At 31.7% G+C, this 12330-nt stretch carries 14 protein-coding genes; all 14 read right to left on the reverse strand.

Annotated features, from left to right (window positions below):
• Positions 1–301 precede the first annotated feature (301 nt).
• Positions 302–1561: a hypothetical protein gene (locus BDU_RS06810; protein ID WP_012539624.1), complete on the reverse strand. Its 1260-nt coding sequence runs from the start codon at positions 1559–1561 to the stop codon at positions 302–304.
• A 614-nt stretch (positions 1562–2175) separates the two neighbouring features.
• Positions 2176–2895 (reverse strand): coiled-coil domain-containing protein, encoded by a 720-nt coding sequence (locus BDU_RS06815; protein ID WP_012539625.1) that lies wholly within the window; start codon positions 2893–2895, stop codon positions 2176–2178.
• Positions 2896–3144: 249 nt separating this feature from the next.
• Complete coding sequence (locus BDU_RS07885) at positions 3145–6534, reverse strand: tape measure protein (RefSeq protein WP_012539626.1); 3390 nt, start codon at positions 6532–6534, stop codon at positions 3145–3147.
• Positions 6531–6746 (reverse strand): hypothetical protein, encoded by a 216-nt coding sequence (locus BDU_RS06825; protein WP_049752324.1) that lies wholly within the window; start codon positions 6744–6746, stop codon positions 6531–6533. The genes BDU_RS07885 and BDU_RS06825 overlap by 4 nt, the downstream gene beginning before the upstream one ends.
• A 22-nt stretch (positions 6747–6768) precedes the next feature.
• Positions 6769–7593, reverse strand: a complete 825-nt coding sequence (locus BDU_RS06830) for a hypothetical protein (protein WP_012539627.1) — start codon at positions 7591–7593, stop codon at positions 6769–6771.
• Complete coding sequence (locus tag BDU_RS06835; RefSeq protein WP_012539628.1) at positions 7586–8434, reverse strand: hypothetical protein; 849 nt, start codon at positions 8432–8434, stop codon at positions 7586–7588. Before BDU_RS06835 ends, BDU_RS06830 begins: the two co-directional genes overlap by 8 nt.
• Positions 8435–8884 (reverse strand): hypothetical protein, encoded by a 450-nt coding sequence (locus tag BDU_RS08420; protein ID WP_012539629.1) that lies wholly within the window; start codon positions 8882–8884, stop codon positions 8435–8437.
• Positions 8881–9087 carry a hypothetical protein gene (locus BDU_RS08840; protein WP_049752325.1) on the reverse strand — a complete coding sequence of 69 codons (207 nt, stop codon included), beginning with the start codon at positions 9085–9087 and terminating at the stop codon, positions 8881–8883. The genes BDU_RS08420 and BDU_RS08840 overlap by 4 nt, the downstream gene beginning before the upstream one ends.
• Positions 9088–9232: 145 nt before the next feature.
• Positions 9233–9601: a hypothetical protein gene (locus BDU_RS06850; RefSeq protein ID WP_012539630.1), complete on the reverse strand. Its 369-nt coding sequence runs from the start codon at positions 9599–9601 to the stop codon at positions 9233–9235.
• Positions 9602–9632: 31 nt separating this feature from the next.
• Positions 9633–9770 carry a hypothetical protein gene (locus tag BDU_RS08845; RefSeq protein WP_318250853.1) on the reverse strand — a complete coding sequence of 46 codons (138 nt, stop codon included), beginning with the start codon at positions 9768–9770 and terminating at the stop codon, positions 9633–9635.
• Positions 9751–10347, reverse strand: coding sequence for a hypothetical protein (locus BDU_RS08485; RefSeq protein ID WP_049752326.1), 597 nt, complete (start codon positions 10345–10347; stop codon positions 9751–9753). The genes BDU_RS08845 and BDU_RS08485 overlap by 20 nt, the downstream gene beginning before the upstream one ends.
• 29 nt (positions 10348–10376) lie before the next feature.
• On the reverse strand, positions 10377–11210 hold the full coding sequence (locus BDU_RS06860; protein WP_012539631.1) for a hypothetical protein: 834 nt from the start codon (positions 11208–11210) through the stop codon (positions 10377–10379).
• Positions 11211–11231: 21 nt separating this feature from the next.
• Positions 11232–11753, reverse strand: coding sequence for a structural cement protein Gp24 (locus BDU_RS06865; protein WP_041177941.1), 522 nt, complete (start codon positions 11751–11753; stop codon positions 11232–11234).
• Complete coding sequence (locus tag BDU_RS06870) at positions 11746–12291, reverse strand: hypothetical protein (RefSeq protein WP_041177942.1); 546 nt, start codon at positions 12289–12291, stop codon at positions 11746–11748. Before BDU_RS06870 ends, BDU_RS06865 begins: the two co-directional genes overlap by 8 nt.
• Between the last annotated feature and the right edge of the window lie 39 nt (positions 12292–12330).

Consider the following 12330-nt stretch of genomic DNA (forward strand, 5'->3'; position numbering starts at 1 on the left):
GTTATTAGTATAAATTGACAACAACAACTAAACACTAAATAGAAATAGATAGACTACTACTAACGTAATAACCTACTCTATTTCATTATTATTAATATTTTTTATTTTATTATTTTATTTTTTTTCAATAGCCTCTTCTAAAAGATCTCTTTTACTTTTTGAAAATTTTCTTCCAGTTTTGCAAAAGATTCTTCAGTATATTTATATGAATCTCTCATAATATTATGTACCATTTGTCGAGAATTGTATGTATACAAAACATAATTGTACAGCAAAAATCTTTATTTGCAAAATTAATTGATTATAAATTTGATATATTATCAATATTATTGACAAGTACCAATCTCTTTTTATCCTTCATAACTAAACCTCTATCCATTAGATCTAACAAATACCTCCTTATTTGATAATGAGACACATTTGTATCTTGATTAATTTTAATTAAAGACTTTATAGTACGTCTATCAGGTTCTAAATTAGATGCAATAAACTTAAGTGATTTATCAACAATATCGTTTGCAGATATTTCTTTAGCCTCTAAACTAGAAATTTGTTGACCATAATTTTGAACCTTTTGATTCACACTATTCTTACTACTACAACTGCTACACTTAATACCATCATCATATAAAAATAATAATTTTCTTTCACAAAATTTATGATAAGAATTTTGTATTATACAAAAAACCATTACTAAAAATATATCTAAACAAATAGACAACAACAATAACAAATAAACAAAAATTATATTCGGATAATCATTTTTATTAATAACAACAGATGTGCCATTCAACACATTGACTGCCTTAATTTTATTATTATATGAATCTTTTGTTACAACAAGATCATCAAACTGAGATCCTAAATCATCCAAAGACTTCAAATATTCATTCTTTTGTCCAAATAAATCCTTATTCTCTCTTCTTGCATCTTCAATTTCTTTCATATAATCTTGCTTCATAGTTCTATATGTATAATCCAAACTCAAATGTTTATTTTTAGCAAATTCTATACGATCATTATTATTTTTGATCTTAATATCAATATTAGATATCTCATCTTTAAGTATTTTTTCTCTCTCAGAGAGTCGTTTGAGAATATTTTTCTCTTTTGAACTCTGACTATTTTTAACGCTCAAAACAGCGTCCTTAATAGTATTTTCAAACATCAAGCTAAAAAAACTTTCAAAACTCATCCACGAACTCACAGACTGCGTTACAAGTCCTATGACTAATAATACAAGTATTGCTACTTTTTCCAAAAATACAAACACTGAAACTTGAACACGCTTTCTCAATAAGTACAAAAAATATAACAATATCGAAGATGGTACTAAAATAATTACCATTGTAAATGGTAATGTAAAATATAATTTATAATTACTACCAATATCATAGCCTAAAATTCCTCTATGAGAATGCAACACATTAAAGAAAAATAATAATAAAGCAAACATTATTAACCAAATATTGTAAACAATAAATTCAAAATTAAGTCTCCAACGATCCATAATACGAAATTCAACATCAATATTTCTTTTACTATTATTCTTACTTACCATCCCAAACCTCCCATAATTATATTACTAAATCATTATGAATTAGTAAACTTATCATTATGAATTAGTAAACTTATCATTATGAATTAGTAAACTTATCGTTATGAATTAACAAACTTATCGTTATGAATTAACAAACTTATCGTTATGAATTAACAAACTTATCGTTATGAATTAACAAACTTATCGTTATGAATTAACAAACTTATCGTTATGAATTAACAAACTTATCGTTATGAATTAACAAACTTATCGTTATGAATTAACAAACTTATCGTTATGAATTAACAAACTTATCGTTATGAATTAACAAACTTATCGTTATGAATTAACAAACTTATCGTTATGAATTAACAAACTTATCGTTATGAATTAACAAACTTATCGTTATGAATTAACAAACTTATCGTTATGAATTAACAAACTTATCGTTATGAATTAACAAACTTATCGTTATGAATTAACAAACTTATCGTTATGAATTAACAAACTTATCGTTATGAATTAACAAACTTATCGTTATGAATTAACAAACTTATCGTTATGAATTAACAAACTTATCGTTATGAATTAACAATGTTAAAAAAACAATGTACAATGCTAATTGTATTGTCTTTCTATGAAATTCCCAAATACTTCCCTAAAGTCACAAACATTTGGACCACAAAATATGAAACAGCAAGTGTAGCAATAACTGTCAAAGACGAAACCAATTGGCCCTTAAATCCTAACTTACTTTCAATAAAAGTTAATCTAGAATTAATTTGCCCCACATCACTCTTAACAGCCTCTATCTTTTCATCTAGTTTATCCATTCTAGCATCTAGTTTATCCATTCTAGCATCTAGTTTATCCATTCTAGCATCTAGTTTATCCATTCTAGCATTAAGTCTACTCTCAACTCCATCTATCTTTGCATTTAAATCATTCTTAACAGAATCTATCTTTGCATCTAGTTTATCTATCTTTGCATTTAAATCATTCTTAACAGAATCTATCTTTGCATCTAGTTTATCTATCTTTGCATTTAAATCATTCTTAACAGAATCTATCTTTGCATCTAGTTTATCTATCTTTGCATTTAAATCATTCTTAACAGAATCTATCTTATCACTTAAATCAATCTTAAGAATATTTATCTTATCATCCAAATAATGAAAATTATCCATCATTCTATCTTGAAGAAGATCAAACTTCTCTTCAAGAACATAATAACTTATAATCTGACCATCAAATGGTATATTATGATAATCTTTTTTAACTCTCTCAGATTTAATTGAACTCTTATTTATTGGATTATTATCAATTAATTGTTCCTTTGCTACAGCAACATCCATATCAAAATCAAACCTCTATTAATCCTTAACTATTTACATTCTAATTCTAATTAATTTTAACATAATAAGCTTGAATTACTAATACAAAAAAGAATAAGACCAACAACAAAAGTTATTGATCTTATTCAAGGGTGTATTCATGGTAAAAATAATAAATTATATTACTATGAATACAATTAATATTATACATCTTTTTCCAAAAAAATCAATAGATAAAATCGATTGTTGAAAAAATATTTTTCATTTTTTCTATTCCGCCATTCTAAAACCAATTGCATGCTCCTTCTCTTTCAACATTCGAACAAGTTTATTTGCATCTAAAACATCACCATTGAAATTATAATTGATAATTACGTGTCCCTTATTACTTCCGTCACTTTTTTGTATCCTATTAATTTCTTCTGCAATAATTCTTGCTTCAAAATTTCTCAAATTTTGATCAATTGGTGCTGGTGTTACTCTTACAAGCTCATTTTGTCCAAATTCACTAGTCATAAGCCCTAAACCAGGCATAAACGTTGGCCTTGTCGTTGTGAACATAGCCCCACTGCGGGCAAGCTTTATTTCTTCTATAGATCCTGCTGATTTTACTTTTGACATTCTTCTTAATATTTCATCTAATAAATTTTGAGCATGACGCACATCATTGGCCTTGTTCCAATAAAATAAACTTGCCTTTACTTTTTCAACTTCTGCCTCTGCCTTAATTCGTTCTCCTTCTAAAACCTCAAGTTTACGTAAACGCTCCGATTCAAGCTTTTTAGAATCTTCTGCCTTAGTAACTGCTTCACTATGCTGTTGTCTTTTGAATTGATACTCACTTTCTACTTTTGAAATTCTCCTTTGAAATTCTTCACCTGATATCTGTCCCTTAGTCTGTGCCTGCTTCAAAAAAGCAATCTCCTTATTATACTGAGCATCAAGCTCATTCAGCTTCTCTTTTCGCATCTCAATTTCACGATCAAATACTTTCTCAAGATTAAGAAGTTTTACTTCACTTTGTTTAGCTAATTCTTTCAAATCCTCATCACGCTTTTTTTCAATCTTTTTGACTGCAACTTCTGCAAAACCTTGACAAAGTCCTTCGGCAAATTCAAAAACAGATACTATAGCGTCTCCAAAAGGCAAAGATGACACTGTATTTTTGAATGATTCAAACCATGATCTTATTAGAGTATCGAATAGCCTCTCTATATCAGATTCTAGATCAAGTATTATTTGTTTCCCTAAATCTTTATTGAAAACTTTCATTGACGCAGATAAAACCTTATTCAATATATCATGGAAATTCAAACTCAAACCTTTAGCCATCTCTTTGACTTGATCTGCAAGTTGAAGTAAAGTATTCCTGTTTGCCTCATTAAGCATTTTAAACTCTTTTTTATGTGATTCTACAAAATCACGATACAGCTTATTAATCTTAACCTGCATCTCAGCAGTAGCTTTTTCTCTCTCTTTTAAAGGACGCATCAATACTTCAAACTGCATTGACATAACCTTTTCTTGTAAAGCTTTGTGCGCTTCTACAAAAGATCTATCATTTGCTGTTTTTTCAAATTCGTCTACTCCCTTTTTCAGGGCAGTCAACAACTGTTGATTAGAATCATTCAGAGAATGAAAACTTGCTGAATAATTATTAACAAATTCCTGTTGCTTAAGATTTATAACATTAGCAAGTTCCTTCATTTTGCTCTCTTGTTGTTCATACGGAAGCATCAAAACTTCTTGATTCAGTCTTGCTATTTCTGCTTGTAAGTCCTTATGTTCATTCACAAAATGATGATTAGATTGAGCAAACTCATTAACCTGTTTCTCAATATTAGCAAGAGTTTGTTGATTTTGTTGAATCAAAATATCAAAATTTTTACCATACTTGGCAACAAATTCCTTATTTTTTGCATTTACTACAGACTGTAAATCACGAGTAGCCTTTTCTTGTTCATGCAAAGGCTTGATGAATACTTCTCTTTGCATTTTGAAAATTTGTTGTTGCAAAGTCTCATATTCTGCAATCATCTTCTTATTGAAATTATCTATTTTTCTTTTTTCGGCCTCTATCTTTCGTTTTTCTGAATTACTATGATCCTCCATCAAATCAGGAGCAGGCTCTGATGATGCAACTGTCTCTACAATCTTCTTATCTTTACCTTTAGCCATACTCAAGGCTTCATATAATGTATCCCAAACACTTTGTGACCATTTTTTCAAAGTTTGAAAAAGAGAGATAATCGGCTCAAACCCAGCCCTAAATTTTTCAACAAATTTTGTAGAAACATAGTTTGCAAGATCTTTGATTTGACAAAAAAAATCAACTACAGAATTCTTTACCTTTACAAAAAGGTCGACAACTGGTTGAATTGCAAACTTGAATCCTTCAACAAACTTGGTAGTAATATAACCTACAAACTCTTTCATTTTACTTATGATATTCCCAATATGCCTCCAAAGAACAACTGTCAAATTCAATACAAATTTGTACCATTCAACTGTTTTACCACCAATATACCCTACAAAATCTGTCAATTTCTTAGTAAAAGTAATTACAGAAGCAGTTGCTTTTGTTATGGGTACCAAAATTCCAATCATTAACCATTGTTTCGTCTTTTCAAAACCAATCATCAGAGGTTCAAATGCTTTTCCAAGCTCCAGAAACAATTTGTTACTTAGTTTAGAAGTTTGAAGCTGAGCTTCTGACAAATTCTTTGCTCCACGAGCAGTATTGCCGTAAAACTTACCACCTTCAGCTGTAGCCTTCCTAAGAGCACCGCTTAATTCATCAAAACCAACTCGACCTTTACTTGCCAATTCTAATAATTCGTCGCTTGCTACTCCAGCTTCTTTTGCCAAAATATCCGTAATATCAACTCCAACACTACGAAGAGCTTCAAGATCTTCTACGGCAATCTTGTTACTAGCTTCTACTTTAGAATAGATCTCTGCCAACTTTGTAAGTCCTTCACTACTATTCCCCGCAGCCTCTCCAAACATACGCATACGTTGACTAACTTCAGAAGCAGAAGCTCCGTAAGATAACATGGTTTGAGCAGCACTACTTATAGCTTCACTAGTAAATGTGGTTTGTTCCCCAAAAGCATTCATATCATCGGCTAAAGCTTTTCCAAGACTATCGTTATTTAGCATCTGTGAAAAGACGCCAACTTCATTGTTAAATGATTCTAAAGACTCCATAGCGCCTGTAAAAACATTATTCACAGCATTGCCCGCCATTTGAAGAGCTTTAACAATTAATACTATAGGACCAATAGTATTTACCATTCTCTCTAAAGCGTCTGCTGCTGCATTTGCCATATTTTTTACATTGAACAAATTTTTACCAACACGTTTTAGAGTAGCCCCCACACTTTTGAAACTTTTGGTACTATTACTTCCAACAACTTTGACGGATGAAGCAAGATTTTTGAAATTATCACCCATCCTGCGAGTATTCTCAATCAAAGCTTCACAAACCACATTAAAACCATCGCCGGTATTGATCGCGGTCTCTAACCTTGACTTCAAATCTTCTAAGTTTTGAAATTCTTGTGACGCTATTTTTTGAAGTTGTTCAGATATATCATTCAACTTCATTTCATTGGTAGTAACAATTGACAAAGGAATTATGATGTCATCAAGATTCATTTACTTATACTCTCATTTTCAAGTTTTTTGATATTAAGTTCCTCCATAAACCCATAATTGATACCTTCAAGTATCACAAATGCATCTTCATTAGCAGATTTTGCTTTTTCAGCAGCAGTACCACTCTTATTAACCACATCTCCTTGTTTTCGAAGATAATCTGGAATATACGGCAACTCAATACGACCTGACAAATTAACATTCACTAACATAAAAATATAACCTCCTCTCTAATCAAACTTCAAAAAATTTTGCACCAGCAATATAATCATAAGAAAGTGAAACTAATGGCTTTGAAAGTGTTAATTGATATTTTTGATCGATCTTTTGATTCGACAAATCCTGACTTGGATTGAATGTTGCAATTTGTCCTTCGCCAACCATGAATTTAGTTCTCTGATCTTCACTTTGTCCTTGACTTACAAAAAGTACAAAAAACTCGTAATTACGTGGTAACATTTGTTTACCAATATCATATTTGCCATTATCATTCGTCTTCTTTCTAACATCCCGATTCGTAAAATGAGAATTCTCTATGTAAGTCTCAAGCAACTCATCCTTATTCTCAGAAGTCTCACGAAGAGAATATCCTGAAAACTCAACTGTTTGTTCTGGAATTTTCCCAATAGCCGAAATTGAACCGCATACTGTCTTCAATGTCTCAGTAGCTTTAGTTGAACTGATCGAATATGAATAACCAATACAATAAGTTCTGAAAAGTAAGACTTCGATCTCATCATTATCGCCAAAACAGTCTTTCAACGAATTGTAAATGGCATCGTGATAGTAGAAAATACTACCTTGTTTCAAATCCAAAGTTCCAAGCTTAGAATTTGCACCTACAGTTTTTACCCTAAAAACACATTCTTTGATTGATTTCCACTTAGTAGGTTTAGTCATCGAAAGAGGTAAGTTTTTTACAACAAGATCCTTTGGCGAAACTCCGTCACCAGCAGTGGTATCCTTTATTTCTGTCCCTGTAAAGCACCACTTGAATTTAGGTATATTAACAGATACCAAAACAAGCCCTAAGGGCATTTTCAATTTTTGTTCAGCCATTTATATATATCTCCTCCTTTTCAAGCTCAAAAAATTTTGCACCAGCAATATAATCATAAGACACTGAAACTAATGGCTTTGAAGGCATTAATTGATATTTTCGCTCAACCACTCGATTTGAAAAATCTTGACTTGAATCAAACATTGTAATTCGTCCTTCGCCCACCATGAATTTAATGCCCTTATCTTCACTTTGTATTTGATCTACAAAAAGGGCAAAAAACTCATAATTACGTGGTAACATTGGCTTACCAAAAATATACCTACCATCATTCGTCCTACTAACATGCTGCCTTATGAAATAAGAATGCTCCATATAAGTCTCAAACGACTCATCATCCTTATCCTTAGACTGCAGACCAAAAGAATATCCTGAAAACTCAACTGTTTGTTCTGAAATATTTCCAACAGACAAAATTGAACCACATAATGTCTGTAATATGCCAGTAGATTTAGTTGAACTGATCGAATATCCATTACACATGAAATAAGTTTGAAAAAGTAAGACTTCGATCTCATCATTATCACCAAAATAGTCTTTCAACGAATCATACATAGAATTGTGATAGTAGAAAATACTACCTTGTTTCAAATCCAAAGTTCCAAGCTTAGAATTTGCACTGACAGTTTTCACCCTAAAAACACATTCTTTGATTGATCTCCACTTAGTAGGTTTAGTCATCGAAAGAGGTAAGTCTTTTACAACAAGATCCTTTGGCGAAACTCCGTCAACAGCAGTGGTATCCTTTACCTCTGTCCCCGTAAAACACCATTTGAATTTAGGTATATCAACTGATACCAAAACAAGCCCTAAGGACATTTTCAATTCTTTTTCACACATTTAATTTCTCCTTTTTGCAGCACACGATAAACCCAAATCACCGCTGTTAATCCTAATACCAAGAGTGCTCCTTATGATAGTTACCATCTGAGTATCTTTGTCATCGTCCTCTAAAATTTGTGAATCATCAATAGAAAACGATTGGAGAGAATAATTTACAACTAAAAAGTTCACTATCAAAGTTGCAATCTCAAGACCAATAGTTGGTTTATGCTCTGTACACTCTGTATACACCAAAAAATCAAGACTTATAGCGAACGAATAACTTTGACACCTAAGTACAACCTCACCTAAGCCTTTCAATGCAAAAACTACAACTGGAAGTTTCAAGGTCGTACAAGTAGGGATCTCAGACTTGTAGTAAATTTGAGTTGTTGCAAACTTATTGTCAAACAAATAATTATTCAAATCTTTCTTCAATGTATGCAAAAATTTTTCAATAAATTTCATTTAAGTAAATCCTTTGTTTTAGGAATAAGATCTTTCTTGATCCAATCTGTATATTGTTTTTTAGGTCCTCTATTTTTGATTTTCAGCCATATAGGAACAGCTGAATCAACAAGTCCCTTATGAGAAGCCCATATTCTAATCCTAGATAAGCTAAGATTAGAATATGAACTGTATGCATCCCCTGAATCTAACCTTCTAGACAAAGGAGAATTTACTTTAATCGCAATATTGAGACCTTTAGAAGTTTTATTCTAATTCCTATAAAACTTTTTGCTTTATCAAAAATGGACTTACTAATCTTAGACTTTATGTCATTAACGTTAATCACAAATAACCTCCTAAACTTACTTAACCAATGTTCAAAAAAGTACTCTGATCAACTCTAGCAAAAAGAGAATCAATCTGATCAATCAACTTTTTGAATTTGCAATCTTTTTGATTAGCCGACTTAAAACATTTAGCATGAAATACGTCAGTATACACTGCCTCTAGCAACATAAATAACCAATTACTATAAGCATCACTTTCTATATGATAGAGACCCAGAATTGATTTTGTATACCTCAAACACTCTAAAAGCTCTGGCCTAAGACTCAATGGTATATCTATACGACCATCATCTTTCACACACATCATACGTAAATATTCTACAGAAGTCATACTGATCCACTGATTAAGCAAAATATCGTTATCACTAATATCAACATCTTGATTCATATATTAGTCAATCTTTCGATAAGCCAAATAACTAACTAGTCATAGTAATTTCAACAACTTCTTTTGGACGCAAATGAACAACTCCTGCTGTCTGCATTGATGCATGGATATATTCATATTCTATGTCTCCAAATCTTCTAAAGCCTATTTCAGATATAATGAAGTTCATCGTAAAGATCTACTAAGAGAGGTGAAAACTTATGTGGCAAGAGTAACACATAAGATCCATTCAATCTTTCCTTATACTCTTCAGATTTACGTTTAGCTTCTACAACCTTTTCATATAACATAGTTCCACTAGTTAATGACGAAGCCGGTGTAGCCGTCAATTTAGTTCTACCAGAAAGTGTTGCAATACCCTCCATTTTAATAGATGGTTTGCCAAAAATTATAGAATAAAAAATATTTCTCATAAGAGCATGTCCTAAATGAGCCTTAATTGAATGATCATTCTCAGCACCAAGCATCAAAGAACTGTGTGATACAGAGATTTTGCAATCAAACAAATGCATTTTACATAATAATTCTTTGCAAATCCTACTATAATCTCCAGCAGCAGCATCTCCAGCATTTGAAGTAATATCATCACTACCAAGATCGTAAAATACATAACACCCATCTTGAATATGATCTCCACTTATCACCTTCAAAGGCACAAAATCTTCAAGCTTCTCTTCTTTTGCAAGATTTACAATGTCTTCATTATAACTACCAACAGATTGTGAAAAAAAAATACTTTGATCCATATCTTATAAATCTCCCTAAAAACAAATAACTAACTACTAATAGTTATCTCAACAACTTCTGCAGGATTAAAATGCACAACTCCTGCTGATCGCATTGATGCATGAATGAAATCACCCTCAATGCCTCCAAATCTTCTAAAGCTTATTTCAGACATAATCGGAACAAACATTATTGAAGGATCAGGTTCGTAAAGAATCGGATGCTCAAGACCCTTAAATATCTTCGTTAATATCTTATGGTCTTTTAGAAGTGACTCTCGTACTGTTATATACTGAGGCTCGCTGTAAAGATCCAACAAGAGATGTGCAAACTTATGTGGTAAGAGCAATTGGTAAACTCCCTCAAATTCCTCTTTATAATCTTCAGATTTAAGTTTTGCTTCTACAACTTTTTGATGTAAAGTAGTTCCAGTAGTTAATGACGAAGCCGGTGTAGCCGTCAATTTAGTTCTACCGGAAAGTGTTGCAATACCCTCCATCTTAATGGATGGTTTGCCAAAAACAAGTGAATTATAAGCATTTTTGATAAGAGCGAGTTCTAAATTAGCCTTAACCTCATCCTCATTTATTTCACCATCAATCAAATCCCTTTGCGGTATACGTTGAAGCGTATCAAATACATGCATTTTATAAGTAATTTCCTCAACGGAATTATCACTCATCCCAATCTCATTACTATAATCTCCAGCACTCGAAGTAACATTATGCCTAGCTGTTGTTTTACGAGCCACAAAATACCCATTTCTAAGATCACTTCTATTTATGACCTTATAAGGGACTAAATCTTCAAGCCCCTTTTTTGCAAGACGTAAAATATCCCCATGATAACTTCCATTGAATTCTGAAAAAATACCTCTCCTCATATATTACAAAGCCCCCTATTTTTATGAAGAAAATTTCCTATTACCGCTAGTATCATATTCATGACCAATTTGAGCATCCAATAACACAACTTTACTTGAAGTACTAATGCTTATGTCTTTGATTCTACCCACCTGAACTCCACCTTTACCATTTTTGTCTTGAACAAGTTTACCTTCTTTGAAAAAGACATAATGCCCAATTTTAGGAGTTGTATATGATGTATCAAGAGTTACTACTACTTCACCACGTCTTCTAATAGGAACAACTTCTCCTGGTAAGTACTTTTCTGTTTCATATGAAGGTATATAGGTCTTTCTCATAGCAAATCCACGAACAACATCAGTGTTTGTAGTACTAGATGTAGCTTTTTTTACCAAAATATCTCCCATATTAGATGACTTACTAGCTATTACTAAATCCCCAGGCAATATAGCCTCTGAATCAGCATCAACTATTGCAGACTCAGTTTCATGAATTCCACTCTTATGTTCAAATCCTGGTAAAAAACTTTTTTCTGAACCGGAAAAACTAAATTTATGCATGGGCAAATCCACCATTAGCAATTTTATCTTTATATCTTTTTGCCATGGTATTATTCATGATCTCTCCAACAGATCTACCACGTGCATTATTCATTTGCTTATAAGCTGTAAGTTGTTGTACAAGCAAACTCATATTTTCAATCTGTGAATCAAGATCTCCAGATTCGTCTACTTGAAACTTGACGTCATATTTGTTTTTCATAGCATCTAAAAATGCCAACTTTGCATCCTTGATACTATTCACCTTCTCAAATGGCGGATCAATATCATACTGCTTGGCAGAATTCTGTAATTGTGACAAAATTTTAGAATCCCTGAATGCATTAAGTTCAGCTTTTTTTTCAGCTTGTTTCTTATCTCTCTCACCTTCTGCTAATCTCTTCTCAAAATCCTGAATTATCTCTGGTATTCTTTTAGAATCTGAGAGTAACTTTTCATACTCATCAAAAGGAACCATCACACCTTCTTTATTAACAATATCAGAAGTAGAATTATTCGTACTTGATAACGAAATATCATCTAATTGTTCACTTTTCATATTTACCTCCTTTTTTGCAAAGTTAAACAATTTACATTT

This window comes from Borrelia duttonii Ly, from assembly GCF_000019685.1.
GTDB classification, from domain to species: domain Bacteria; phylum Spirochaetota; class Spirochaetia; order Borreliales; family Borreliaceae; genus Borrelia; species Borrelia duttonii.

Coding starts and splice junctions, on each gene's coding strand:
- BDU_RS06810 (WP_012539624.1), bottom strand. CDS start 1,561: ATGGTAAGTAAGAATAATAGTAAAAGAAATATTGATGTTGAATTTCGT.
- BDU_RS06815 (WP_012539625.1), bottom strand. CDS start 2,895: ATGGATGTTGCTGTAGCAAAGGAACAATTAATTGATAATAATCCAATA.
- BDU_RS07885 (WP_012539626.1), bottom strand. CDS start 6,534: ATGAATCTTGATGACATCATAATTCCTTTGTCAATTGTTACTACCAAT.
- BDU_RS06825 (WP_049752324.1), bottom strand. CDS start 6,746: ATGTTAGTGAATGTTAATTTGTCAGGTCGTATTGAGTTGCCGTATATT.
- BDU_RS06830 (WP_012539627.1), bottom strand. CDS start 7,593: ATGGCTGAACAAAAATTGAAAATGCCCTTAGGGCTTGTTTTGGTATCT.
- BDU_RS06835 (WP_012539628.1), bottom strand. CDS start 8,434: ATGTGTGAAAAAGAATTGAAAATGTCCTTAGGGCTTGTTTTGGTATCA.
- BDU_RS08420 (WP_012539629.1), bottom strand. CDS start 8,884: ATGAAATTTATTGAAAAATTTTTGCATACATTGAAGAAAGATTTGAAT.
- BDU_RS06850 (WP_012539630.1), bottom strand. CDS start 9,601: ATGAATCAAGATGTTGATATTAGTGATAACGATATTTTGCTTAATCAG.
- BDU_RS08845 (WP_318250853.1), bottom strand. CDS start 9,770: ATGAACTTCATTATATCTGAAATAGGCTTTAGAAGATTTGGAGACATA.
- BDU_RS08485 (WP_049752326.1), bottom strand. CDS start 10,347: ATGGATCAAAGTATTTTTTTTTCACAATCTGTTGGTAGTTATAATGAA.
- BDU_RS06860 (WP_012539631.1), bottom strand. CDS start 11,210: ATGAGGAGAGGTATTTTTTCAGAATTCAATGGAAGTTATCATGGGGAT.
- BDU_RS06865 (WP_041177941.1), bottom strand. CDS start 11,753: ATGCATAAATTTAGTTTTTCCGGTTCAGAAAAAAGTTTTTTACCAGGA.
- BDU_RS06870 (WP_041177942.1), bottom strand. CDS start 12,291: ATGAAAAGTGAACAATTAGATGATATTTCGTTATCAAGTACGAATAAT.